This is a genomic window from Serratia quinivorans (genome assembly GCF_052113645.1).
In the GTDB taxonomy this organism is placed as follows: Bacteria; Pseudomonadota; Gammaproteobacteria; order Enterobacterales; family Enterobacteriaceae; genus Serratia; species Serratia quinivorans_B.
The window spans coordinates 143780-169457 of sequence record NZ_JBIEIU010000012.1 but is presented as its reverse complement, the minus strand read 5'-3'; the positions used below and the strand labels follow the sequence as shown (position 1 = coordinate 169457).

The 25678-nt window shown below is 57.8% G+C and carries 22 protein-coding genes, 1 other RNA gene and 1 pseudogene; 19 read left to right on the top strand and 5 right to left on the bottom strand.

What is annotated here, in order from left to right:
• Positions 1–12: 12 nt before the first annotated feature.
• Both ssrS and zapA read right to left on the bottom strand, forming a co-directional pair.
• Positions 13–195: non-coding RNA, 6S RNA (ssrS, locus tag ACGS9J_RS20765), on the bottom strand.
• A 41-nt stretch (positions 196–236) separates the two neighbouring features.
• A complete protein-coding gene (zapA, locus tag ACGS9J_RS20760; RefSeq protein ID WP_012146623.1) occupies positions 237–566 on the bottom strand; it encodes a cell division protein ZapA in 330 nt (109 codons plus the stop codon).
• Between the two features lie 320 nt (positions 567–886).
• Here zapA and ACGS9J_RS20755 point away from each other — a divergent pair, with 320 nt between their 5' ends.
• From ACGS9J_RS20755 to ACGS9J_RS20710, 10 genes and pseudogenes are all read left to right on the top strand, one after another.
• Positions 887–1465 (top strand): YecA/YgfB family protein, encoded by a 579-nt coding sequence (locus ACGS9J_RS20755; RefSeq protein WP_041414927.1) that lies wholly within the window; start codon positions 887–889, stop codon positions 1463–1465.
• 61 nt (positions 1466–1526) lie between these two features.
• On the top strand, positions 1527–2840 hold the full coding sequence (gene pepP, locus ACGS9J_RS20750; RefSeq protein ID WP_442232652.1) for a Xaa-Pro aminopeptidase: 1314 nt from the start codon (positions 1527–1529) through the stop codon (positions 2838–2840).
• Between the two features lie 4 nt (positions 2841–2844).
• Entirely contained in the window at positions 2845–4023 is a 1179-nt protein-coding gene (gene ubiH, locus ACGS9J_RS20745; protein WP_442232651.1) for a 2-octaprenyl-6-methoxyphenyl hydroxylase, read from the top strand.
• 85 nt (positions 4024–4108) lie between these two features.
• Positions 4109–5311, top strand: a complete 1203-nt coding sequence (ubiI, locus tag ACGS9J_RS20740; RefSeq protein ID WP_442232650.1) for an FAD-dependent 2-octaprenylphenol hydroxylase — start codon at positions 4109–4111, stop codon at positions 5309–5311.
• A gap of 549 nt (positions 5312–5860) precedes the next feature.
• Positions 5861–6958, top strand: a complete 1098-nt coding sequence (gcvT, locus tag ACGS9J_RS20735) for a glycine cleavage system aminomethyltransferase GcvT (protein WP_442232649.1) — start codon at positions 5861–5863, stop codon at positions 6956–6958.
• A gap of 45 nt (positions 6959–7003) precedes the next feature.
• Positions 7004–7390 carry a glycine cleavage system protein GcvH gene (gene gcvH / locus ACGS9J_RS20730; RefSeq protein WP_442232648.1) on the top strand — a complete coding sequence of 129 codons (387 nt, stop codon included), beginning with the start codon at positions 7004–7006 and terminating at the stop codon, positions 7388–7390.
• A gap of 86 nt (positions 7391–7476) precedes the next feature.
• Complete coding sequence (gene gcvP / locus ACGS9J_RS20725) at positions 7477–10356, top strand: aminomethyl-transferring glycine dehydrogenase (RefSeq protein ID WP_442232647.1); 2880 nt, start codon at positions 7477–7479, stop codon at positions 10354–10356.
• 237 nt (positions 10357–10593) lie between these two features.
• Positions 10594–13878: an autotransporter outer membrane beta-barrel domain-containing protein gene (locus ACGS9J_RS20720; RefSeq protein WP_442232646.1), complete on the top strand. Its 3285-nt coding sequence runs from the start codon at positions 10594–10596 to the stop codon at positions 13876–13878.
• A gap of 137 nt (positions 13879–14015) precedes the next feature.
• Positions 14016–14165: pseudogene (locus tag ACGS9J_RS20715) on the top strand (MipA/OmpV family protein); the annotation flags it as partial.
• A 25-nt stretch (positions 14166–14190) separates the two neighbouring features.
• Positions 14191–14937 carry an SDR family oxidoreductase gene (locus ACGS9J_RS20710; protein ID WP_442232645.1) on the top strand — a complete coding sequence of 249 codons (747 nt, stop codon included), beginning with the start codon at positions 14191–14193 and terminating at the stop codon, positions 14935–14937.
• Positions 14938–14944: 7 nt separating this feature from the next.
• Here ACGS9J_RS20710 and ACGS9J_RS20705 read toward each other — a convergent pair whose 3' ends face one another.
• Positions 14945–15622, bottom strand: a complete 678-nt coding sequence (locus ACGS9J_RS20705) for a GntR family transcriptional regulator (RefSeq protein WP_442232689.1) — start codon at positions 15620–15622, stop codon at positions 14945–14947.
• A 129-nt stretch (positions 15623–15751) separates the two neighbouring features.
• Here ACGS9J_RS20705 and ACGS9J_RS20700 point away from each other — a divergent pair, with 129 nt between their 5' ends.
• Genes ACGS9J_RS20700 through ACGS9J_RS20685 form a run of 4 tightly spaced genes read left to right on the top strand, consistent with a single transcriptional unit; the run spans position 15752 to position 19842 of the window.
• Positions 15752–16465, top strand: coding sequence for a DUF2848 domain-containing protein (locus tag ACGS9J_RS20700; protein ID WP_442232644.1), 714 nt, complete (start codon positions 15752–15754; stop codon positions 16463–16465).
• Positions 16465–17814, top strand: coding sequence for an amidase (locus ACGS9J_RS20695; RefSeq protein ID WP_442232643.1), 1350 nt, complete (start codon positions 16465–16467; stop codon positions 17812–17814). The genes ACGS9J_RS20700 and ACGS9J_RS20695 overlap by 1 nt, the downstream gene beginning before the upstream one ends.
• 52 nt (positions 17815–17866) lie before the next feature.
• Complete coding sequence (locus tag ACGS9J_RS20690) at positions 17867–18520, top strand: antibiotic biosynthesis monooxygenase family protein (RefSeq protein ID WP_442232642.1); 654 nt, start codon at positions 17867–17869, stop codon at positions 18518–18520.
• Entirely contained in the window at positions 18517–19842 is a 1326-nt protein-coding gene (locus ACGS9J_RS20685; RefSeq protein ID WP_442232641.1) for an MFS transporter, read from the top strand. Before ACGS9J_RS20690 ends, ACGS9J_RS20685 begins: the two co-directional genes overlap by 4 nt.
• Positions 19843–19883: 41 nt before the next feature.
• Here the strand turns inward: ACGS9J_RS20685 and ACGS9J_RS20680 are convergent, their stop codons facing one another.
• Positions 19884–20492 carry an HD domain-containing protein gene (locus ACGS9J_RS20680; RefSeq protein WP_442232640.1) on the bottom strand — a complete coding sequence of 203 codons (609 nt, stop codon included), beginning with the start codon at positions 20490–20492 and terminating at the stop codon, positions 19884–19886.
• Positions 20493–20675: 183 nt separating this feature from the next.
• Here ACGS9J_RS20680 and trhA point away from each other — a divergent pair, with 183 nt between their 5' ends.
• A complete protein-coding gene (gene trhA / locus ACGS9J_RS20675; protein WP_442232639.1) occupies positions 20676–21350 on the top strand; it encodes a PAQR family membrane homeostasis protein TrhA in 675 nt (224 codons plus the stop codon).
• Between the two features lie 154 nt (positions 21351–21504).
• Here the strand turns inward: trhA and ygfZ are convergent, their stop codons facing one another.
• Positions 21505–22497 carry a tRNA-modifying protein YgfZ gene (gene ygfZ / locus ACGS9J_RS20670; RefSeq protein WP_442232638.1) on the bottom strand — a complete coding sequence of 331 codons (993 nt, stop codon included), beginning with the start codon at positions 22495–22497 and terminating at the stop codon, positions 21505–21507.
• Between the two features lie 322 nt (positions 22498–22819).
• Here ygfZ and sdhE point away from each other — a divergent pair, with 322 nt between their 5' ends.
• Genes sdhE through creC form a run of 4 tightly spaced genes read left to right on the top strand, consistent with a single transcriptional unit; the run spans position 22820 to position 25599 of the window.
• The gene (gene sdhE / locus ACGS9J_RS20665; protein WP_037418284.1) at positions 22820–23086 is read left to right on the top strand and encodes an FAD assembly factor SdhE; all 267 of its coding nucleotides are present in this window, start codon (positions 22820–22822) and stop codon (positions 23084–23086) included.
• A complete protein-coding gene (locus ACGS9J_RS20660) occupies positions 23067–23489 on the top strand; it encodes a protein YgfX (RefSeq protein ID WP_442232637.1) in 423 nt (140 codons plus the stop codon). The genes sdhE and ACGS9J_RS20660 overlap by 20 nt, the downstream gene beginning before the upstream one ends.
• On the top strand, positions 23489–24184 hold the full coding sequence (gene creB / locus ACGS9J_RS20655; RefSeq protein WP_442232636.1) for a two-component system response regulator CreB: 696 nt from the start codon (positions 23489–23491) through the stop codon (positions 24182–24184). The genes ACGS9J_RS20660 and creB overlap by 1 nt, the downstream gene beginning before the upstream one ends.
• On the top strand, positions 24181–25599 hold the full coding sequence (gene creC, locus ACGS9J_RS20650; RefSeq protein ID WP_442232635.1) for a two-component system sensor histidine kinase CreC: 1419 nt from the start codon (positions 24181–24183) through the stop codon (positions 25597–25599). The genes creB and creC overlap by 4 nt, the downstream gene beginning before the upstream one ends.
• Positions 25600–25678 lie beyond the last annotated feature (79 nt).

Genomic DNA, 25678 nt, shown 5'->3' with positions numbered 1-25678 from the left:
GCTGAGGAAGGGGGAATCTCCGAGATGCCGTCGCAGGCTGTAACCCTTGAACCCATGGTTCAAGGTGAACGTGCTGTCGCAATCTTAAGGCTTCTCGGCGGGCCGAGCATGCACACCGATCGCGGATCATCACATTCTGTTGGTACTAAATATCGGCTCAGGGGACTGGCCCGCTGGCGAACATCTCAGAGAAATTTTTTACTCATTGCCAAAACCTTGGGTTTCAGCAACTTAAGTTATTCGAATTGTGCATCCTGACGTTCAGAGATGCGACCCTGTTCAAGCAAAGCCTGTTCAATGGTCTGTTGCAGCATGCGAATGCGTTGTTCCATATTGGACGCATAATCACGGGTTTTCAACCGTTCTTGAGCAAGTTCGTGACAAACGTTCAATGCTGCAATGAAAACGAGCTGCTCAGTATTTGTGACTCTAGTGCGAACTTTAAGATCTTGCAACCGTTCGTTAAGATCGACTGCGGCCATGTTCAACGCATCTTGTTGTTCTGGCGGGCAATTGACTCTTAAAGAGCGACCAAAAATTTGAATATCTACCGGTTGTGCAGACATGCCACCTTCCTGCCTAAATTTCGCGCCAGCCCCAGCTTACCCTTACCGGGCCACCAAAGCGGGCGCCACTATATATACCTCGGTACCAAGATACAACCCCTTTTTCAGTACCTGGTTGTAATCTACTGCGTCAGACATTACCAGTCAAAAAAGGGTTTCAAAATGCGTATTTAGCCTCATTTTGTTCCCTGCCGGCAGTGTGTTAATTCTGACACATCACGATTATAACTAGCCACTGAGGTGTCGCGCTTATCTGGTACAGCGACGGACCTTGGTGGTAGCATAACACGAACTTATCCTGCCAACGATGACGAATGCGCATGTCTATACAGAATACATTTCCAAGTTACCAATCTTTGACCGTTGCTCTTAACCAGCAAGCGGTAGCATTAACCGCAGCAGAAATGCACGGCCTGATCAGCGGCCTGTTGTGCGGTGGCAGCCGCGACGCCGGCTGGCAATCGCTGGTCTATGATCTGACGAATGAAGGCGTGGCCTTCCCGCAGGCGCTGAGCCTGCCGTTGCAGCAACTTCATGAAATTACGCGTGAAACGCTGGAAGACGACGATTTCATGTTCCAATTGATGATGCCGGAAGGCGAAACCGTCAGCGTGTTCGACCGCGCCGATGCGCTGGCCGGTTGGGTGAATCATTTCCTGCTCGGGCTCGGCATGATGCAGCCGAAGCTGGCGCAGGTGAAAGACGAGGTGGGCGAGGCGATCGACGATCTGCGTAACATCGCTCAGCTCGGTTATGACGAAGACGAAGACCAGGAAGAGCTTGAGCACTCTCTGGAAGAAGTGGTGGAGTATGTGCGAGTGGCGGCCATTTTGTGCCACACCGAATTTACTCGCCATAAGCCGACGGCGCCGGAAAATGCCAAACCGACCTTGCACTAAACACCCGATTTCACGTCCTTAGCGGCCGTGAGCACAGGCAGATTGATTTCAGGAGAAGGTGATGACTCAGCAGGAATTCAACGGTCGCCGTCAGGCGCTGTTGGCTAAAATGGCTCCGGCCAGCGCGGCAATTATTTTCTCTGCGCCGGAAGCTACGCGCAGTGCAGATACCGAATATCCTTACCGTCAAAACAGCGATTTCTGGTACCTGACCGGTTTCAACGAGCCGGGTTCGGTGTTGATTCTGGTGAAGAGCGACGAGACGCACAATCACAGCGTGTTGTTCAACCGGGTACGCGACCTGACGGCGGAAATTTGGTTTGGCCGCCGCCTGGGGCAAGAAGCCGCTCCGGCGAAGCTGGGTGTGGACCGCGCGCTGCCGTTCGATGAAATCAACGATCAATTGCCCCTGCTGCTCAATGGCCTGGACGTGGTTTACCACGGGCAGGGCCAATACGACTACGCCGATAAAATCCTGTTCGACGCGCTGGACAAGCTGCGCAAGGGCTTCCGCCAGAACCTTCAGGCACCGGCGACCGTGACCGACTGGCGTCCATGGCTGCATGAAATGCGCCTGTTCAAATCGTCCGAAGAGCTGGCGGTTATGCGTCGGGCCGGTGAGATCAGCGCGCTGGCCCATACTCGCGCGATGCAAAAATGCCGTCCCGGGATGTTCGAATATCAGCTTGAAGCGGAAATTCATCACGAATTTACCCGCTTTGGCGCCCGCTACCCGTCTTACAACACCATCGTCGGCGGGGGTGAAAACGCCTGCATCCTGCACTACACCGAGAACGAAAGTGAATTGCGCGATGGCGATTTGGTGCTGATTGACGCCGGTTGTGAATATAAAGGCTACGCGGGCGACATCACCCGTACCTTCCCGGTCAACGGCAAGTTCAGTCGGCCACAACGCGCGGTGTATGACATTGTGCTGGCGTCGCTGACGCGGGCATTGGAATTGTTCAAACCGGGCACCAGCATCCGTGAAGTCAACGATGAGGTGGTACGCATCATGATCACCGGGCTGGTGGAGCTGGGGATCCTGAAAGGCGAAGTGGAGCAGTTGATAGCCGAACAGGCGCATCGTCAGTTCTACATGCATGGGCTTGGCCACTGGCTGGGGCTGGATGTGCACGATGTAGGCCACTATGGCACGCCTAACCGCGACCGTATTCTGGAGCCGGGCATGGTGTTTACCGTCGAGCCTGGGCTGTATATTGCGCCGGATGCCGACGTGCCGGAGGAGTATCGCGGCATGGGCATTCGCATCGAGGACGACATCCTGATCACCGCCAACGGCAATGAAAACCTGACCGCCAGCGTAGTGAAAGACGCTGACGCCATCGAAGCGCTGATGGCGGCGGCAAGGTAACGGCATGAGCGTAATTATCGTTGGCGGCGGCATGGCGGGCGCGACTCTGGCGCTGGCCATTTCATCGCTCACTCAGGGAAGATTGGCGGTTGATCTGGTCGAAGCCACCCGACCGGACGATCGCAGCCATCCGGGATTTGACGCCCGCGCCATTGCTTTGGCGCAGGGCACCTGCCAGCAGTTGACGCGTATCGGGGTTTGGCCGGCACTGCGCGATTGCGCGACAGCCATCACTCATGTGCACGTCAGCGATCGTGGTCATGCCGGGTTCGTTAATCTGCACGCGCAAGATTATCAGGTTGATGCGCTGGGGCAGGTGATTGAGCTGCACGACGCCGGGCAACGACTGTTCGCGCTGCTGGCCAAGGCACCTGGCGTCACGCTGCACTGCCCGGCCAGAGTGGTCGATGTGGTACGCACGGCGGAACAGGCCGAAGTGCTGCTGGATAACGGTCGGCGCATCAGCGGGAAACTGCTGGTGGCAGCGGACGGTTCGCGTTCAGCGCTGGCGCAGGCTTGCAACCTGCAGTGGCAGCAAAGTGACTATCCGCAGTTTGCCACCATCGCCAACGTGACCACCGCGGTGCATCCGCAAGGGCGAGCCTTTGAGCGTTTCACCCGTTACGGGCCTTTGGCGTTGCTGCCGATGTCCCAGGGGCGCAGCTCATTGGTCTGGTGCCATGCGCGGGAGGATCGCGAACAGATTGATGCGTGGGACGATACGCGCTTTATCAGTGAATTGCAGCAGGCGTTTGGCTGGCGATTGGGGCGGATCCTGCGTGCCGGCAAGCGTCACAGCTATCCGCTCAGCTTGCTGACCGCCAATCAGCATGTCAGCCATCGGTTGGCGTTGGTTGGCAATGCCGCCCAGACGCTGCATCCTATCGCTGGGCAGGGGTTCAATCTTGGCCTGCGCGACGTGATGTCGCTGGCGGAAACGCTGGCCCAGGCACAGCAGGCCGGGGAAGATCCCGGTGGCTATGCGTTGTTGAGTCGCTATCAACAACGGCGGCAGCAGGATCAGCAAGCGACGATTGGCGTTACCGACGGCTTGATCCGGCTGTTCGCCAACCGGTACGGTCCCTTGGTGGTCGGGCGCAATCTGGGCCTGATGGCGATGGCCCAATTGCCGGCGATGCGCGATGCCTTTGCCAAGCGCACTCTGGGCTGGGTAGATCGCTAAGCGAATATCATTAAAGGCGCAGCCTGCTGCGCCCAAAGCGCTGGGCAATTACTGCGCAGCGAGTCATTTAAGGAAATTAAGCAGCATGCAATCATTTGACGTGGTTATCGCCGGTGGCGGTATGGTGGGGCTGGCACTGGCTTGCGGTTTGCAGGGCAGCGGCCTGCGCGTTGCGGTGCTGGAGCACCAGCAGCCGGATATGACGCCGCCGCTGCCGCAACCGGCACTGCGCGTATCCGCCATCAACGCCGCCAGCGAGCGCCTGCTGCAGCACATTGGCGTATGGGACGAGATCCTCAATCTGCGTGCCAGCGCCTATAACGCCATGGAAGTGTGGGATCGCGACAGCTTCGGCAAGATCGCTTTTCGCGGTGACGAGTGCGGCTTCAGCCATCTCGGTCACATCATTGAAAATTCGGTGATCCAGCAGGCGTTGTGGAAGCGGGCGGAAAGCCTGAGTGATGTCACGCTGATCACCCCGGCGGCGCTCAAACAGGTGGCCTGGGGCGAGAACGACGCGTTCATCACCCTGGAGGACGGCCGTATGCTGACTGCCCGGTTGGTGATCGGTGCCGACGGCGCTCACTCCTGGCTGCGTCAGCATGCCGATATTCCGTTGACCTTCTGGGACTATCGCCACCACGCGCTGGTGGCCACCATTCGCACCGAAGAGCCGCATTTGGCGACGGCGCGGCAGGTATTCCACGGCGATGGCATTCTGGCGTTTCTGCCGTTCAGCGATCCGCATTTAAGCTCCATCGTCTGGTCGGTTGCTCCCGAAGAGGCCGAACGCCTCAAGCAGCTGGAGCCTGAACAGTTTAACCGTGAACTGGCGATGGCCTTCGATCTGCGCCTCGGTGCTTGTCAGGTGGAAAGCGAACGCCAGACTTTCCCGTTGACCGGGCGTTATGCACGCAGCTTTGCTGCACACCGTCTGGCGTTGGTGGGCGATGCGGCCCATACCGTGCATCCGTTGGCCGGGCAGGGGGTGAACCTGGGCTTTATGGACGCCGCCGAGCTGATTGCCGAGTTGCGCCGCCTGCAACGTCAGGGCAAGGATATTGGTCAGCATCTGTATCTGCGCCGCTACGAACGCCGCCGCAAGCACGGTGCCGCGGTCATGCTGGCCAGTATGCAAGGGTTCCGCGAACTGTTTGACGGCAACCACCCGGCGAAGAAGCTGCTGCGTGATGTCGGGCTGCGGCTGGCTGACAGCCTGCCGGGCGTGAAGCCAAAGCTGGTGCGTCAGGCTATGGGCCTGAACGATCTGCCGGAATGGCTGGCCTGATGACTGCCTGAGAGGGACCCGTCTGCCGGTCCCTCTGTCTTGTTTCCCCGTAGCGTTATCGTTCCCTAAAGGCGCAGATCTGCGCCTTATCGCCATAGCTTTTCCTTATATAACCCTTCATTTGAAATAATCTAATTTCAGGTTGTTTTTCCCATTACTTTTTCTAATTCCATAACCGGTTATCAAAAGTCGAAATTCCGTATCTGGCCGTGGGTTTGTTATATAACTTCGGATTTTTGGTGCTTTAATTGTTGGTTTTGTGCCTTAAAGCGCAGTTTTCCAGTTTAAAACTCTGCACACTAGCCCGGCTTTTTACTGGCGCAGAACGCCGCCAAGCCTATTTTAACTTATGGTTAATGCGGTCGTTCGGTGATAACGTCAGAGCAAAGGTATCGTTTGCGTCGCGGCGATTAGCCGCAGTTTTTGTCGATTTCGGCGCAGCGTTTCTGTTGGGCAGTCAGTGCGCCACGCAATCCGGCCACAAGCCATAATCTGACGTATTGCGTAGCAGCACCCTATCTTCAGCTTCTGAGTGGAATGAGGGATAAGATGGCAAAGCAAACCCCACTGTACGACCAGCACGTGGCGTGCGGTGCGCGCATGGTAGATTTTCATGGCTGGATGATGCCGCTGCATTATGGCTCCCAGATCGATGAGCACCACGCCGTGCGTCAGGATGCCGGTATGTTCGACGTTTCCCATATGACCATTGTGGATCTGCGCGGCGCCCGTACCCGCGAGTTCCTGCGTTACCTGCTGGCGAACGACGTCGCCAAACTCACCCAACCTGGCAAAGCGCTGTACACCGGCATGCTGAATGCGTCCGGCGGCGTGATCGACGACCTGATCGTTTACTTCTTTACCGAAGACTATTTCCGCCTGGTGGTGAACTCCGCCACGCGCGACAAAGACCTGGCCTGGATCGAAGAACATGCAGCTCCGTACGGCGTAGCGCTGACGGTGCGTGACGATCTGGCGCTGATTGCGGTGCAGGGCCCACAGGCCAAAGAGCGCGCCGCCACCTTATTTACCCCGGAACAAAAAAGTGCGGTTGAGGGCATGAAGCCGTTCTTCGGCGTGCAGGCCGGGGATCTGTTTATTGCCACCACCGGTTATACCGGCGAAGCAGGGTATGAAATTGCCCTGCCGAAAGAGCAGGCGGCGGATTTCTGGCAGCAACTGCTGGCGGCGGGCGTCAAGCCGGCCGGTCTGGGCGCGCGTGACACCCTGCGTCTGGAAGCGGGCATGAACCTGTATGGCCAGGAGATGGACGAAGGCATTTCACCATTGGCCGCCAACATGGGCTGGACTATCGCCTGGCAGCCGGAAGATCGTCAGTTCATCGGCCGCGAAGCGCTGGAAAAACAGCGTGAACAGGGCACCGAACAACTGGTCGGCTTGATCATGACGGAAAAAGGCGTATTACGTAATGAGCTGCCGGTGCGTTTCACCGATGCGGCAGGTCAGACGCATGAAGGGGTGATCACCAGCGGTTCATTCTCACCGACTCTGGGTTTCAGCATTGCCCTGGCGCGCGTCCCTGCCGGTATCGGCGAACAGGCCATCGTACAGATCCGCAACCGTGAAATGCCGGTCAAGGTCACCAAACCTGGATTTGTGCGTGCCGGTAAGTCACTGATTAATTAATTTTTTGTTTATTGATTCTTTATTTCTTCGAAGGAGTAGCTGGCGATGAGCAATGTGCCAACAGAATTGAAATACGCGTCCTCACACGAGTGGGTACGTTCAGAAGGGAACGGTGTTTACACCGTAGGCATCACCGAACACGCACAGGAACTGCTGGGCGATATGGTGTTTGTTGATTTGCCGGAAGTGGGCCGTGTCGTTGCCGCAGGCGAAGATTGCGCCGTCGCGGAATCGGTAAAAGCGGCTTCCGATATCTATGCGCCAATCAGCGGTGAAATCGTTGCGGTAAACGCTGAACTGGAAGGTTCTCCGGAGTTGGTGAACAGCGAGCCTTACGGTGAAGGTTTCCTGTTCCAGATTAAAGCGTCAGACGAAAGCGAGTTAGCTAACCTGCTTGATGCTGATACTTATCAAAAGTCTATCGACGAGTAATCGATGCAACGCCCCAGGCCTTTCTGCCGGGGCGTTTTAGTTCAGGCTATATCCCGTACCCCGTAAGCATTCAGGAATTTGTAGCAATGACTCAGACACTCAGCCAACTTGAACACAGCGAAGCGTTCATCGAACGTCACATCGGCTCTTCTGCAGAACAACAGCAGCAGTTGCTGGAAGCGGTGGGTGCACGCTCGCTCAACGCGCTGATCCAACAGATTGTGCCGGCAGACATTCAACTGCCTGCGCCGCCGCCGGTGGGTGATGCGGCAACTGAACATCAGGCGCTGGCCGAACTGAAGGCGATTGCCTCGCAGAATCAGCGCTACAAATCCTATATCGGTATGGGCTACAGCGCGGTGCTGACGCCGCCGGTGATCCTGCGCAATATGCTGGAAAATCCGGGCTGGTACACCGCATATACCCCTTATCAGCCGGAAGTGTCGCAGGGCCGTCTTGAGGCGCTGCTGAACTTCCAAACCCTGACCCTCGATTTGACCGGTTTGGATCTGGCATCCGCTTCGCTGCTGGACGAAGCCACTGCGGCGGCCGAAGCGATGGCGCTGGCCAAGCGCGCCAGCAAGCTGAAAGACGCCAACCGTTTCTTCGTGGCTGATGACGTCCATCCTCAGACGTTGGACGTGGTGCGTACCCGTGCCGAAACCTTCGGTTTCGAAGTGATCGTGGATAAAGCCGAGAAAGTGTTGGAGCTGCAGGGCGTGTTCGGCGTGCTGTTGCAACAGGTTGGCACCACCGGTGAACTGCATGACTACAGCGCACTGCTGGCCGAGCTGAAAAACCGTAAAATCGGTACCAGCGTGGCGGCCGACATCATGGCGCTGGTGTTGCTGACGGCGCCGGGCAAGCAGGGCGCAGACGTGGTATTCGGCTCCGCGCAACGCTTTGGCGTGCCGATGGGTTACGGCGGCCCACACGCGGCCTTCTTCGCCTGCCGCGACGAATTCAAACGTTCTATGCCGGGCCGTATTATCGGCGTTTCCCGCGATGCGGCCGGTAACACTGCGCTGCGAATGGCGATGCAAACCCGTGAGCAACATATCCGCCGCGAGAAAGCCAACTCGAATATTTGTACCTCGCAGGTACTGCTGGCCAATATCGCCAGCCTGTACGCGGTGTACCATGGCCCACAAGGCCTGCAGCGCATCGCCGGGCGGATCCATCGCCTGACCGACATTCTGGCCGCCGGGCTGCAACAGGCGGGCCTGGCGCTGCGCCACAAAACCTGGTTCGATACCCTGACGGTGGAAGTGAAAGACAAGGCCGCGGTGCTGGAACGCGCGTTGAGCTTCGGCATCAACTTGCGTACCGACATTCACGGCGCAGTGGGCATTACGCTGGACGAAACCACTTCACGTGAAGACGTGCAGACGCTGTTCGCCTTGCTGGCGGGTGACGACCATGGTCTGGACATCGACGCGCTGGACGCGGCGGTGAGCAAAAACAGTCAGTCGATCCCGGCCGCCATGCTGCGTCAGGATCCGATCCTGACTCACCCGGTCTTCAATCGTTATCACAGCGAAACCGAGATGATGCGTTATATGCACCGTCTGGAACGCAAGGATCTGGCGCTCAACCAGGCAATGATCCCGCTGGGTTCTTGCACCATGAAGCTGAACGCCGCCGCGGAAATGATCCCGATTACCTGGCCTGAATTCTCTGAACTGCATCCGTTCTGCCCGCCAGAGCAGGCAGCCGGCTACCAGCAGATGATCGGCCAACTGTCGCAGTGGCTGGTGCAACTGACCGGTTATGACGCGGTCTGCATGCAGCCGAACTCCGGCGCACAGGGCGAATATGCCGGTTTGCTGGCGATCCGCCATTACCATGAAAGCCGCAATGAAACGGGTCGCCATATTTGCCTGATCCCAAGTTCTGCGCACGGCACCAACCCGGCTTCTGCCCAAATGGCGGGCATGAGCGTGGTGGTGGTAGCCTGCGACAAAAACGGCAACATCGATCTGCACGATCTGCGCGTCAAGGCAGAACAGGCGGGTGAAGAGCTGTCTTGCATCATGGTGACTTACCCGTCGACCCATGGCGTGTACGAAGAAACTATCCGCGAAGTGTGCCAGATCGTTCATCAGTTCGGTGGCCAGGTGTACCTCGACGGCGCCAACATGAATGCTCAGGTGGGTATCACCACCCCGGGTTATATCGGGGCGGACGTTTCACACCTTAACCTGCATAAAACCTTCTGTATCCCGCACGGCGGCGGTGGTCCAGGCATGGGCCCTATCGGCGTGAAAGCGCATTTGGCACCGTTCGTTCCGGGCCACAGCGTGGTGCAGATCGACGGTGTGACCACCCAACAGGGCGCCGTCTCCGCAGCCCCCTTCGGCAGCGCCTCGATCCTGCCAATCAGCTGGATGTATATCCGCATGATGGGTGCGGAAGGCTTGAAACAGGCCAGCCAGGTGGCGATTCTGAATGCCAACTACATTGCGACCCGTTTGAAAGATGCTTACCCGGTGCTGTATACCGGCCGCGATCACCGCGTGGCGCATGAATGTATTCTCGACATTCGTCCGCTGAAGGAAGAGACCGGTATCAGCGAAATGGATATTGCCAAACGCCTGATCGACTACGGCTTCCATGCGCCGACCATGTCCTTCCCGGTAGCAGGCACGCTGATGGTTGAACCTACCGAATCGGAAAGCAAGGTAGAACTGGATCGCTTTATCGATGCGATGCTGGCGATCCGCGGTGAGATTGACCGGGTGGCGAAAGGCGAATGGCCGCTGGAAGATAACCCGCTGGTGAACGCGCCGCACGTCCAGGCCGAGCTGGTCAGCGACTGGCAGCACGCCTACAGCCGTGAAGAGGCGGTGTTCCCTATCGCCGGGGTGCTTGAGAACAAATACTGGCCGAGCGTGAAGCGTCTGGATGACGTCTACGGCGACCGTAACCTGTTCTGTTCCTGCGTACCGATGAGCGAATACGAATAAGTTTGTCGGCCGGAAGATAATGAAAAGGCAGCGCAAATGCGCTGCTTTTTTTTGCGATAATTTCTTGATTATTTGCTTATTAATCTGGTTGATCCGTTGCCGATCATTTTATTTTCGTGCTGTTTGTACTCCTTATTATCTAAGCCTCTCCCGTTTAATTTCCGTTTATACCCATGCGACTAAATTGTGAACAGCAAACTATTTTGCAGGGAAGATTGACTCACAAGGGAGTGCACTATGAAAAGGTTGGCTATCGCAATCATTGCGGCTTTACCCTTCTGTTCCGCACAGGCGGTGGAAAGTTACGAGGTTCGCAACAGCAGCGGTCAAACGGTATTTAAACTGAATTTTTACGCCCCGAACGATGACAGCTTTTTTCATCAAGATGGGATCCCCCAGCATTCCACCTGGGTGCTGGATGAGGCGAAAAAGGCTCAGGTCATCAGCGCGGCGCAACGTTGGGCCGATATTATCAAGCCCAAGCCGGGGCAATTGCCGGGGGTGATCAACGTCGGCACCTTTGACGACAAAAATGCCGGGGCGGTCAGCCAAAATGCCAGTGATGCCGCATTTAGTCTGACCCAACTTCAGGCGGTGTTGCAGGGGCAGGATGCAGGCGAACTGGACAATGGCGCCCACGCCGTTGTTCGCATCGGAAAAATGGATTTTACCCCCACACAGGCTTCGCCATCACTGCTTCCTACCGATGACCGTACCGATTTGGAAGTCACCATTTTTCATGAAATTGGTCACGCGCTGGGGATCAGCGTCGATGCCGGCGTGGAGGATGGGGTAACCCAATTTGGCCCGACGATCGGGAACTGGACTTCACACCTGTTAGACGACAACGGCAATCCGGCGCAGCCGGGGCAGGCTATTTTATGCAAAGGCTGTGAGGGGCCGGACGATAAATCCGCCTTTGACGTGCGCAAAGACCAGGGGTATTTCGCCGGTAGCCATGTCAAAGAGGTGCTGGACGGTGCCATGCCGGGTGTTCCGGTGCGTATTCTCGATGTGATGGGCGAGCTGGATGATGACTACATGTCCCACATCGAGCTGGATCGCAGCCTGATGAGCCATCAAAACTACCGCAATTACACCATCATGATGGAAGCCGAACTGGCGTTGCTGCAGGACATGGGGTACGACATCGATCGTCGTAACTTCTTTGGTCGCTCTGTTTATGGCAGCGGTCTGAACGTGGTTAACCCGCAAGGATATTTCGCGCGTAATGCTGCCGGCACCGCGTATATCGACGGTATGGCCAATACCGCCGCCCGGGGCGTTGGGCTGCACATTTACGGCAGCAACAATCGGGTCGAGCAACGCGGCGATATATTGGCTGATGGCGTTGCCGCCGCAGGGATCCGGGTGGACGGCGCGGGGAATACGCTCAGCATCGCACCTGGCGTTCGGGTGCAGGCCAATGGCGACTACGGCACCGGTTTATTGGTGGCGTACGGGGATAACCACCAGATTGTCCAACGCGGCAGCCTGGAGGCGACGGGCAAAGAAGGCGTAGCCGCCCGCCTGGATTTCGGCAACAACCTGCTGGGTAATGAAACCGAATACCGGGGTTCGTATATCTGGCAGTGGGGCGGGGTCGATTTGTCCCAATACCGGGCTGCGCCGTTGGTATCTAACTTCGATATCACCGGCTCGTTAAAAGGGGCCAAAGCGGCCATCTACCAGTCAGTGAATGCATTGGCCGGCGCGATTAACGTGATGCGCGGCGCTGACATTCAGGGCGATATTATTTCTGACTATGCGCAATGGGACGAAAATCACCAGGCGCGCCTCACTCGTTTAACCTTCGGCCTGCAGCCGGATGCGCTGGGGCAGGTGACTGCAGTGGCGGATAACGACTTTGATTTCACCTATAACGGCAATATTCGCGGCAAGGACAACCTGGCGCTGGTGGTCGAAGGGGGGAAAACCACACTGAACGGTAACCACCAGGTTTATAGCGTGGATATCGAGCCGGATGCACAACTGGCGGGCAATAGCCGCTATGCATTGTCGGATGCCGGGCTGTTTACCAATAACGGCTTACTTACCACCGGTTCTCCTTTTGGCAAGCTGTCGATCGACGGCGATTATCGTCAAGGGCCACAGGGGCGTTTGCAACTGGTGTTTGACGGCCAGGGGCATGGCGATCAGGTGCAAATCAGCGGTAAATCCAGCTTGGACGGCACTCTGGCGCTGGTGCCGCGAAAAGACTGGTATGCATCAGACTGGCAGATGAACAGCGCCTCCCTGCTGCAATTGGGTCAGGTCAGCGGTGAGTTCGATCAGCTCAATATTCAGACACCATCGCCGACGTTGAGCTTCCATGTGGCTCCGCTGGAAGCCGGGCAATATCAAATCAGTGCGACCCGTGGCGCATCGGCCTACAGCCAGTATGCGCAGAGTGCAAATGAGCGGAACGTCGGGCTGGCATTAGCCCGCGCAGCGGCAACGGCGGGGAATGAGCTGCGTCCGTTACTGACTGCGCTGGATTTCTCCGATCCTGAAGGCAGGCAGGTTAACAGCGCCTTGGCGCAACTGGATCCGTCGGCCTATAACAGTCTGATTCAAACCTCATTCGATCGCCAACGCCAGTTAACCCGCGCATTGACGGCGCCGGAGCGCAATTTGACGCTGGCTCCTACGGGCGACGAGCAAGATTGGATCAGCTTTGCCTTGCCTTACGGCGGTGGCAACTGGCAGAACACGACGGGCAATATCGCCGGTTACAACGCATCAGGTTATGGCGTGTTGTTCGGGGCTGAAAAACGTAACGCACTGCTGCCGGGCCTGACAACCGGCTTCCACGCGGCAGTCGGTGGACAAACCGTCAATGCCAAAAGCGCCGATCGTGCGCGAACGCACAGCACTTCGTTTGATGTTGGCTTGCAGTTCAACTACGCACAGAATGCGATGGTTGGGCCGTTTGCTTATGGTCTGGGCCGTGTGGGGGCGGAGGATAATCAGATGAAGCGTCAGTTTGAGGTTGCCGGCGTAAGCGGCACCAGCAAAAGCGACTGGACGGCCTGGAACGGCTCATTAACCTTGGGCGGCGGATATCATTTTGCGTTAACGGATAGGTTCAGCCTCGGCCCGGTGGCGGCGCTTGATTATACCGCGACCACCCATCGTACGATTAAAGAATCCGGTTTCGGCGCGCCGTCGCTGCAGATTAAGGGGCATTATGCGGACTCGCTGCAAAGCACGCTGGGAGTCGAGGCGCTGTACCAACAGCCGTTGCAGGGAGCGCAGGCGCTGTCCGCCACCCTGCGCCTTGGCTGGCAGCATGAGTTGCTGAGCAGCAAGGTGACGCAGCGTGCGCGGTTTGTGGGCTATAACGCCTCTGCTTTTGATAGCGAAAGCACCCTGGCTGGGCGCGATACGCTGGCCGCGCAGGCTGGAGTCCAGTATCAGATTAATCAGGCGGTTTCATTGGGCGCCGGTGTTTCCAGCGAGCTGTTGCGCAAAGGCAGTCATTCATTAGAGGGCAATGTTGCCGTGACCTGGCGCTTCTGATTTTTTAAATCAGCTTGCCGGTGAGCGAATATCAATAACACTTTCGGCAACATGTATTATCGGGGGACACATGCAGACAAAGCACGCCTGGTGGATATCCTCCGGCTAGTGGACGAACGTTCTGCAAGGCAACGTTCACCGGCATGCTGAACTATCAATTGACGCCGGAAATTGCCTTTCAGGGCGGAGTGAGTCTATATACTCTGCTGGGCGATGCGGCGAAAAGCCCGATCGTCGAGAAAAAAACGGCTGGGATCGCTTTCCTGAGCGCCGGCTACAGTTTCTGACTTCCCAACCAGAGAAAGGAACGACATGACGAAAGTTGCATTGGTCACCGGCGCCAGCCGTGGCATTGGTCGCGCCACGGCGCTGCTGTTAGCTCGCCAGGGTTATGCGGTGGGCGTTAACTATCTGAAAGATGAAACGGCGGCGGCGCAGGTGGTGGCGGAAATCGAAGCTTTGGGCTGCCGGGCGCTGGCGCTGAGAGCGGATGTCGCCGATGAAAATCAGGTGGTGGCAATGTTCGACGCGCTGGATGCTGGCCTTGGCCCGATCAGCGCACTGGTCAACAACGCCGGCATTTTGTTTCAGCAGACGGGGATTGAGCAACTGACTGCCGAGCGCATCAACAAGGTATTGAGCACTAACGTTACCGGTTATTTTCTCTGTTGCCGCGAGACGGTGAAGCGCATGGCGCATCGTCATGGTGGGCAGGGCGGGGCGATCGTCAATGTCTCTTCCGCTGCCGCGCGCATCGGCGCACCGGGGGAATACATCGATTATGCCGCTTCTAAAGGGGCGGTAGACACGCTTACCACCGGACTGGCGTTGGAGGTGGCGGCGCAGGGCATTCGCGTCAACGCGGTAAGGCCGGGGCTTATTTACACCGAAATGCATGCCAGCGGCGGCGAGCCGGGGCGCGTTGATCGGGTAAAAAGCAGCCTGCCGATGCAGCGCGGCGGCACCCCGGAAGAGGTGGCGGAAATCATTGTCTGGCTACTGTCCGATGCCGCGTCTTACGTCACCGGCAGCTTTATTGAGGCCGCCGGCGGCCGCTGATGGCCGATTAACCCTCATGCAGCAGCGCACTGCGGAATGACAGTATGTGCGCCTGCGCCGCATTGGCGGCTGCGTCATCGTCCTGCGCGGCCAGCGCGGCGATAATCGCCCGGTGTTCCTCGATGACCTCCCGCATATGGCCTTCACGTGACAGCGTGCTGGCCCAGAAGCGCTGCGCTCTGGCGTGCAGTACGCTCAGAATATCCGCCAACATATTATTACCGGCGATCAACGCCAGTTGCTGGTGGAACTGATGATCCAGCATCATCATCCGCACCCGATCTCGCTGTTGGCTGGCGGCTTCGATTTGTTGATTGAGCGCCGTCAACGCGGCGATCTGTGGTTCGGTAATTCTCTTGCTGGCCAGTCGCATACACAGCATTTCATTGGCCAGCCTCACCTCGATCAGCTCCAGCGCATCGTCCATCGACAGCGGCGAAACCATCACCCCTTTGCGCGGGATCACCTGCAGTAATCCTTCATTGGCCAGCCGGTGGATCGCCTGATTGATCGGTGTTCTGCCCATCTCCAGCTCACTCATCACCTGAGCGGTGTTGAGATATTCACCAGGTTTATAGCTTAACGTCACCAGCGCCTGCTTAAAGCGTCGGTAGGCCAGTTCATTCAGTGACAGCCCGGCTTCCTCTGCCGTCGGGAGTTCCGGGCTCTCTGCGTCAAGGGTCATCACGTTCTGCTCCTGCAAGACGAAAGTTTTTAGACATAGTACACAAAAACATGGCACGGAAATCGCTTATTTGGTAACTAAAGATATAGTGAAATTTCACAGTATTTTAACCAAAGAGGCACAAACGCCATGAGACTGACCTTTACTTTACCCGAATCCAGCGGCGCTGGGGTGCTGGATGTCGAGATTGATCACCTGGTTATCGCCGGTTGGACCGGCCGGGATCGCGAGGCGATCCTGCACCATATCAGGGAATTGGCCGAGCTGGGCGTGCCCCAACCCAGTGCAATCCCGCTGTTTTATCGAGTGGCGGTTAACCAGCTAAGCCAGAACGAACGTATCGAAGTGATCGGCAATGCCAGCTCCGGCGAAGCGGAGCCGTTGATCTTCACGCATCAGGGTGAGCTGTATGTTTCGCTGGCCTCGGATCATACCGATCGTCAACTGGAGGCGCACAGCGTAGCGCTGTCCAAGCAACTCTGCGTCAAGCCGGTTGCCCGCGCCGCCTGGCCGCTGCGCGAAGTGATCGCACACTGGGATTCGTTGATCCTGCGCTCGTGGGTCAAGGAAAACGGTGAGTTCCAGCTTTATCAGCAGGGCCGTCTTGCCAGTCTGCGCACCCCTGGCGATCTGCTGGATCGGTACCTGAGCGGTCAACAACTGCCGGAAGGCGGGCTGACGGTGCCGCAACCCCGTGACGGGCTGGCGATGGCTTGCGGGACGGTGGCGGCGATTGGCGGTATCCGGCCGGCGACCGAGTTCCGCATGGAACTGGTGGATGAGGTGCTGGGGCGAACCATCAGTCACAGCTATCGCAGTATCGAACTGCCGGTGGTGGCCTGATGAAAAAGCTGACTTTAGCCCAGGCCGCCTCCGGGTTGGCCAAGGGGGCATTCACCGCCACACAACTGACTGCGGACGCCCTGGCGCAAATCGTCGATGAACAAGGAGAGGGGCGGCGCACCTTCACTCACGTGTATGCCGAATGGGCACGGCAACAGGCATTGGCCGCCGATCGGCGCCGTGCTGAGGGTCATCCTCTTTCGGCGCTGGACGGCGTACCGGTATCGGTCAAAGACCTGTTTGATATAGCGGGGGAGGCCACCGCCGCAGGGTCGCGCGTGCTGGCCGATGCGCCAGTGGCTAACGCCCATGCTGCCGTGGTGGCGCGCTTGTTGCAGGCAGGCGCGGTGGTGATGGGCAAAACCAATATGACCGAGTTCGCCTATTCGGGCTTGGGGATCAACCCGCACTACGGCACGCCCGCCAACCCATGGGATCGCCGCGCGCGCCGCATTCCCGGCGGTTCATCTTCGGGGGCGGCGGTGGCGGTGAGCGACGGCATGTGTTTCGGTTCGATCGGCAGCGATACCGGCGGCTCGGTGCGGATCCCGGCGGCCTTTTGCGGCCTGACCGGTTATAAGCCCACCGCCAGTCGCATCAACAGCGGCGGCCTGCTACCGCTCTCCCCTTCATTGGATTCAATAGGCGTGATAGCCCATGACGTTGCCGGTTGCCTGGCGCTGGATGCGGCAATCGCCGATCGCCCGCTGCAACCGCAGCAGAAAAGTTTGAGTCAGGCACGTTTCGCCGTGCCGCAAACGCTGGTGCTGGAGGGACTGGACGATGAGGTTAACGCCGCATTCCAGCTCAGTTTGCAGCGTCTGACGCAGGCTGGGGCGCAGATTGAATTTATTCCCTGCCAGGAGTTCGCCGAACTGGCGGCGATCAATGCCGAGGGGGGATTTACTGCGCTGGAGTCCTGGCGCTGGCACCAGACGCTGATTGCCGAACATGCCGATGACTATGACCCAAGGGTGCTGTCGCGCATTCGCCGTGGTCAGGAGCTGGATGAGAAGAATCTGCAGCAATTACGGGCGCTGCGTGCCGATTGGCAACGACGAGTGACTGCCGCAGTGCAGGAATTTGATGCATTGCTGATGCCGACGGTGCCGTTCGTTGCCCCGATCCTGGCCGAGTTGGAAGCGGATGAAGAAGCCTATTTCCGGATCAATGGCGCCGCGCTGCGCAATCCTTCGGTGATCAATTTCCTCGACGGTTGTGCGTTGTCACTGCCATGCCAACGTGCCGACAAGGCACCGGTTGGTCTGATGGTCGCCGGGTTGTCCCTGCATGACGAGGCGCTGCTGGGCTGGGCGCTGGCGATCGAACGCTGCCTCGCCGGCGCGTGATTTTTCGGTGGGGAATAACCCCGCCTTACTTTGAGCTAACAGGAGAGTACCCATGACCGGTTCCCCGAACGGAATGCTGTTTGTCGCAACAGATGTCGCCGCACAGGATGAGGCGGATTTCAATCAGTGGTACGACCGTGAGCACGTGGAAGAGCGGGTACGGGTGCCCGGCTTTTTGTCAGGCACCCGTTATCAGGCGCTGCACGGCGGGCGCAAATATCTCGGATTGTACAAAACCGAATCACTGGCCAGTTTTACCTCAGCGGCTTACCGCGCCGCATTTACCCAGCAAACCCCCTGGTCGGTGGCCAGCCTCGACAAAATGCGTGATCCCATGCGTCGGGTGTGTGCGGTGGAGGCGGTGACCGGGCAGGGCTGCGGCAGTCATCTGGCTATCGTTACCCTTGCACCGGCAGAGCCAGATAAAGTGAAAGCCTGCATCAACCAGCTTGGGACCATGCTGGCCGAACAGCCCGGTTTTGTGCGCAGTAGCCTGCTGTCGCCGGACGCAGCGCTCAGCTCGCCGTTGCCGAAAGAGTCGCGGGAAAACCGCCATTTGTTGCCGATGCTGCTGATCGAAAGCAGCAGCGCCGAGGCCGGCCAACGGCTGAGTGAACTGGCCTGTCGCCAACTGAAAATCCCTGCCGCCGAAGCCCTGCATTATGCCCTTGGCTGGCAACTGACCACTCAGGAGCTGTCATCATGAGCACTTCAACCACCGAAACGCCGACCGCGAATTTGTCCGCTGCCGATCCTGCCACCCATCCACCGAAAACCGGCAGGCTGGCGGCGGCCAGTTCTATCGGCACCGCGTTGGAATGGTATGACTTCACCGTTTACAACATCATGGCGGCGCTGATTTTCAATCACGTGTTTTTCCCGTCTTTCGATCCGCTGGTGGGCACTATTCTGGCGTTTTCCACCTACGCGGTCGGTTATGTTTCCCGGCCGATTGGCGGCATCGTATTTGGCCACCTCGGCGACGTGCTGGGACGGCGCTTTGTGCTGGTGACGACGCTGGTGATCATGGGGGTGACTACCGCGCTGATGGGGTTGTTGCCCGGTTACGCCAGTTGGGGCATCTGGAGCCCGCTGCTGTTGGTGACATTGCGCTTTATTCAGGGGATTGCACTGGGAGGCGAATGGGCCGGGGCGGTACTGTTGTCGATGGAGCACGGCAAACCGCATCAGCGTGGGCGCAATGCCTCCTTTGCTCAGGTCGGCCCTTCCTGCGGCACGTTGATCGGAACCGGCTTGATCACATTGGTGACGGTGGCAATGTCGGCGGATGATTTCCAACAGTGGGGCTGGCGCATTCCTTTCCTGCTGAGCCTGGTGCTGGTGGTGTTCGGCCTGTGGCTGCGTCGTGGGGTGGGGGAAACGCCGGCGTTTCTCAAACTGGAAGCCTCGAAGGACGTCACTCATGCACCGATCCGTGAGGTGTTCACCCAATACAGGCGTCCGCTGCTGATTGCCGGCGGTTCGCGTATCGGGTCCGACGTGTTGTATGCGCTGGTGGTGGTCTTTACCCTGACCTACGTCACTACGGTGCTGAACCTGCCGCGCCCGGTGGCACTGGCCGCCACCATGCTGGGGGCGATCGGCAACGCGATTACCGTACCTATGTTCGGTGCCCTGTCGGACCGTTTTGGTCGTCGGCCGGTGTATATCGGCGGCGCGCTGGCGGCGATGGTTTGGGCGTTCGTGTTCTTTGTGCTGCTCGACAGCAGCCAGCCGGTGCTGATCTGCCTGGCGGTGGTGGTCGGCCTGCTGATCCATGCGGCGATGTACGGCCCGCAGGCGGCATTTATCACCGAACAGTTCCCGACCCGGGTGCGTTATGCCGGATCTTCATTGGCCTACACGCTGGCGGGGATTATCGGCGGCGGGTTTGCGCCCTTGATCATCGCTTCGTTGTTCAAGTCTTACGAAAGCACGTTGGCGATCTCGGCCTATGTGGTGGTGGCGTTACTGATCACGCTGTGGGCGGTGATTGCCGCAAAAGAAACGGCGCATAAGCCGTTGTGAAGGGTGTGCCGGGTGAGGTGTTCACCCGGCTTGCTGCTGAGTTACTTCAGCCAGCCTTTGCGCTGGGCGTCCTGCAGGTGGTGCAGCAGGTGTTTCCACAGCTCAGGGTAAACTTCTTCAATCATCGTATTACGCGACAATACCTGTTTCAGGCTGATGCCGTTTTCGACCCAGCTTTGGCCTTCGTTGTGCAGGTTCATCAGCATCGGCATGGTGCGATCCAGCACCAGGGCAAAGCGTGCGTCGGCGCTCTCGCCATCTTCATATTCCTGCCATAAAGCGGTGAAATACTCGCGCTGAGTGTCCGGCAGCATGCCGAACAGACGCTGTGCCGCCGCAACCTCTTGATCGTGGATCGCCGCGCGCGCCGCCAGATCGTACACCAGCACGTCGCCGGCATCGATCTCAACGATGTCATGCAGCAGTGCCATCTGAATGACCCGCTGGATATCCACGCCCTCGCCGGCGTAAGGGGCCAGGCTCATGGCGCCAACGGCGAAGTGCCAGCTATGTTCGGCGGAGTTTTCCTGGCGTTGGGTGCCCAGTACTTTGGTGCGACGTTGCACGCTTTTCAACTTGTCGATTTCCATCAGGAACTGGATGACCTGAGTCATGGAGCCGAAATCTAACGCGGGTACAGCGGATGACATGGTGTAAACCTCAAGGTAGATGGGTTGAAGCGGATCGATTGTAGACCAGCGGGCGAGGGATTTCGATGGTTACACGCGTACACAGTTTTATTTTAGCGTACACGTGTACACTGAAATTATTCTCAGTTAAGCTGCTTTGCGGTAATTTCGAACAATGTTGGGCGTTTTGAGGGGTTGTGCGTTATGGGAAAAACGGGCGTAGTGAAAGCCGGTACCGAAAAAATTACCGCTGCGGCCTATCCGTGGGCGGAAGAAATAGCCAACAGCATCAGCCACGGCATCGGGCTGGTTTTCGGCATTGTCGGCCTGGTATTGCTGCTGGTGCAGGCGGTTAATAGCGGTGCCGATGTCACGGCTATCGCCAGTTACAGTCTTTATGGCGGCAGCATGATCCTGCTGTTTCTCGCCTCCACGCTTTACCATGCGATTCCCCATCAAAAGGCCAAACATTGGCTGAAAAAGTTTGATCACTGCGCCATTTACCTTTTAATTGCCGGTACCTACACGCCGTTTCTGTTGGTGGGGTTGAACTCACCTTTGGCCAAGGGGCTGATGGCGGTAATCTGGGGATTGGCGCTGCTGGGCGTGCTGTTTAAACTGGCGTTTGCCCACCGTTTTGAAGCGCTGTCGCTGGTGACCTACCTGACCATGGGCTGGCTGTCGTTGATCGTGATTTATCAGTTGGCGACCCGTCTGGAGTTAGGCGGTGTGACGCTGTTGGCCGTTGGCGGGGTGGTTTATACCCTGGGGGTGATTTTCTACGCTTCGAAGCGATTCCGTTTTGGTCACGCTATCTGGCATGGTTTCGTGCTTGGCGGCAGCCTGTGCCATTTTATGGCGATTTATCTGTACGTCTGATATTCGCAGATATCTTTCACACTGCAGCGTTGTTGGCTGTGCGTGCATACCCCAGTCACTTACTGAGTAAGCTTCTGGGATCTGCCCGCTTGCCGCCTGGCTGCAGTGCGAAATCTATTGCGGATAGACTAAGAAGCCCTGACCGCTCCCATTCTTATTTTTCTTCTACCAGTGAATACGGCAGCGGTTTGATAGCCAGCTGGCTGGCGGCATCATCGCGCACCCGCAGTTTACTGTCGGCGTCCAGATCGTTATTCAGCACCACCTGAACCCACAGCGTGCCGTCGGCCAGTTTGGCCGCGCTCAATACCGTACCGGTACGGCGCCAGTTTTCTCCCAGTTGCAGTTCCAGATCCTCCGCCGGCTGCGGCACTCGCCCGGCCTTGCCTTCCAGCCAGTACAACGCACGCTTGTTGGCACCGCGGAATTTGGCACGTGCCACCATCTCCTGACCGGTGTAGCAACCTTTGCTGAAGCTGATGCCTTCCAGCGCCTGCAGATTGGTGGCCTGCGGGATCAATTGCCCGCTGTTGGCGGCGTCGATGACCGGATAACCCGCTTCGATATCCAGCGTCAGCCACTGTTGGCTGTCGTTCAGTTCCGCCTGCTCGCGCAGTTTGTCGACCAATTTCTCGGCAACGGCGGCGGTGGTGACCAACAGAAAACGTTCCGCCGGCAAAGAGAAGTGCAGCAGGGTGGTTTCACCGTCCTGCACTACCTGGTGTTCAGCATCCGGCAGGTTATTGAAAATGCCCGCCAGCGCTGCGCGTGCCTGAAAACCGGCTACGCCCAGCAGCACCGCTTCGTTATCGGCGGCGATGGTGAGTTTGGAAAACACGGCATACTTTTTGATCTCGGCCAATTGGCTGTCCAGTACGCCACGGCGTTCCAGATAGGCAAAGCCTTCACCGCGGTGGAACAGACGCAGATTGCTCCACATTTTGCCTTTGGCGTCGCAGTGGCCGCACAGCACGTGCTGGTCAGCCGGCAGTGCGTCGATGTCGGCGGTCACCTGGCCCTGAAGGTATTTCACCGTGTCTGGCCCGTTCAGCGTCACCAATGCCCAATCTTCCAGCGAGATCAAGGTCAGGGGCAGATGGGAAGAAGCGGAAGGCTGACGGGGTGGAAATGGAATTTTATACGCCATAGTAAGATCCTGCTTAACGTTAGCTTACCTGAAGGTATGTTGGCCCCATGGTAAAAGAGGCGGCGGGCTTTGCAAACTGTTATTAACGCTTGTCGTTCCGGCAGCGCTTTTTTTGACATTTAGCGCTTAATTACGCTTTACGCAGAGAACGTCCTTCCCGGCGAGTATGTCAAATTGTTACTCTATAGGCTTACGGTCAAGGGTTACCCTTGCAGACAGATCTTTGGCTGATGGAATTATATCGCGCCGGTGTTGCCATACTGTGTGTCGGTTGAACCCTGCGATGGCGTAGCCACGCTGAAAAGAGGTTAGTCATAACAACATGGATATTAATAACAAAGCACGTATTCACTGGGCTTGTCGCCGTGGCATGCGTGAGCTGGACATCTCAATCATGCCGTTCTTCGAATATGAGTACGACCAGTTGAATGACACAGATAAAGCGCTGTTTATCCGCCTGCTTGAGAGCGACGATCCCGATTTGTTCAACTGGCTGATGAATCATGGCGCTCCGCAGGACAGTGAACTGCAGAGAATGGTGACACTGATCCAGACGCGAAATAAAGACCGTGGCCCAGTGGCGATGTGATGTTCGTATTTCCTGGCGCACCCAGTTACTCTCGCTGCTGGCGCACGGCGTTCTGATCCTGCTGATCCTGATTTCACCCTGGCCGGAAGGCTACGGGCCAATCTGGCTGGTGTTGCTGACGTTGGTGGTGTTTGAATGCATTCGTAGCCAAAAACGCATTGCGTCGCGGCAGGGAGAATTACGCCTGTTGGAGAACCAACGGGTGGGTTGGCACGGGCAAGAATGGCAGCTCGCCAAGCAGCCCTGGATGCCGTGTTACGGCATTCTGCTGACGTTGCAGCCGGTACAGGGTAAAAAACGCCGTCGTTTGTGGTTGGCCTCCGACAGCATGGCCAAAGCCGACTGGCGGCACTTGCGCCAACAGCTGTTGTACCCGCCGGCCAGTGACGACGAGGAACCCTGATGAAGCCGACGTTGTGGCTGGTGGAGGATGAGCCCAGCATTGCCGATACGCTGATTTATACCCTGGAGAGCGAAGGCTTTCAGGTGCGCTGGTTCGAGCGCGGCGAACCGGCATTGCAGGCGTTGGCGCAAGGGGCGCCCGCGCTGGCGATCCTCGATGTCGGTTTGCCGGATATCAACGGTTTTGAACTGTGTCGTCGTCTGCTGGCGCAGGCGGCGGACTTGCCGATTCTTTTTCTCACCGCCCGCAGTGACGAGCTAGATCGCCTGATCGGCCTGGAAATCGGTGCCGATGATTACGTCGCTAAACCTTTTTCTCCACGTGAGGTCAGCGCCCGCGTGCGAACCATTCTGCGTCGTCTGCAAAAGCAACAGCGCCTGCAACAGCCTGCGCTGTATAGCTTCGGCGCTTTTGAGCTGGATGAACCGGCGGCGACCATTTATTACCATCAGCAGCCGTTGCCACTGACTCGCTATGAATTTCTGCTGTTAAAAACTTTGCTACTGGCCCCCGGCAGGGTGTTTTCACGTCAGCAACTGATGGACAGCGTTTGGGCGCAGGCGGAAGAGAGCCTGGACCGTACTGTCGACACCCATATCAAAACACTGCGCGCCAAGCTGCGCACGATCGATCCGGGCGAACCGCCAATCCATACTCATCGTGGCCTGGGCTACAGCGTGAGCCGCCAACCATGAGAATAGGTCTGCGCCTGCTGCTGGGGTATTTCCTGATTGTGGCGGTGGCAGGGTATTTCGTGCTGAGCATTTTCGTGCAGGAAGTGAAGCCCGGTGTGCGGCGTGCAACCGAAGGCACGTTGGTGGATACCGCCAACCTGCTGGCGCAAATTGCGCGTCTGGATATGCAACGTGCCGATGTGGCACACGGCCAGCTGGCGCAGGCATTCGCTCAACTCAATCAACGGCCAATCGGCGCCAATATTGCCGGCATCCGCAAGGATCGCAGCGAATATCACGTTTATCTCACCGATCAAGACGGCAAAGTCATCTTTGATTCCAGCGGCAAGGCCCTGGGCCAGGATTACTCTCGCTGGAATGACGTCTATCTGACGCTGCGCGGCCAGTACGGTGCACGCAGTACGCGCAGCAACCCGCAGGATGAAAACAGTTCGGTGATGTACGTAGCCGCGCCGGTGCTGGAGCAGGGCAAAGTCATCGGCGTACTCAGCGTCGGAAAACCCAACAGCACCATGGCCCCGGTGATCAAGCGCAGCGAACGGCGCATTCTGTGGGCGGGGGCGCTGCTGCTGGGTATTGCATTGCTGATTGGCCTGGGTTTCGTTTGGTGGATCAACCGCTCGATTGGCAGGCTGGTGCGCTACGCAGACGGCGTGGCGCAGGGGGAAAGCATCCCGTTGCCGAAAATGGGCGGCCATGAACTGACGCAATTGGCGCAGGCGTTGGAAAGCATGCGGATGAAGCTGGAGGGCAAAGCCTACATCGAACAGTATGTGCATACCCTGACCCACGAGTTGAAAAGCCCGTTGGCGGCGATCCGTGGCGCAGCGGAACTGTTGCAGGAGTTGCCACCTCCGGCCACCGCTCAGCGTTTTCTGACCAATATCGAACAGCAGAGCACGCGTATTCAGCAGTTGGTGGATAAGTTGCTGGTTCAGGCACGGCTGGAAAGTCGTCCCGGGCTGGAGACGGCGCCATTGGCGATAGCGGCACTGGTGCGCCAGGCGGTTGCCGGCAAAGAGGCACAGGCAGCACGGCGTGGCATTGTATTGCAGATAGAAGGGACGGAAGAGATCACCCTGACCGGTGACGCGCTGCTGATCAGTCAGGCGTTGACCAATCTGCTCGACAATGCGCTGGATTTCACCCCCGCGGGCGGCAGCATCGGCGTGCGCGGCGAACGCCATGAGAGCCACTACCGGATCACCGTCAGCGACGACGGCAGCGGCATTCCGGATTATGCGCTGGACAAAGTGTTCGAACGTTTCTATTCGCTGGCCCGGGCCGACAAGCCGAAAAGCAGCGGTCTGGGGCTAAGCTTTGTGCAGGAAGTGGCGCGATTGCACCGTGGCGCTATCCGGTTGGACAACCGCCAGCCGCACGGCGTGGTGGCAATTTTCACCTTATCTCTCTGACTTCACCTTCCCTTCACATAACCACATCCTGCTTTCACCTGAGGCCGTTATCGTGGCGCCATTACCTACAAGGAGCGCG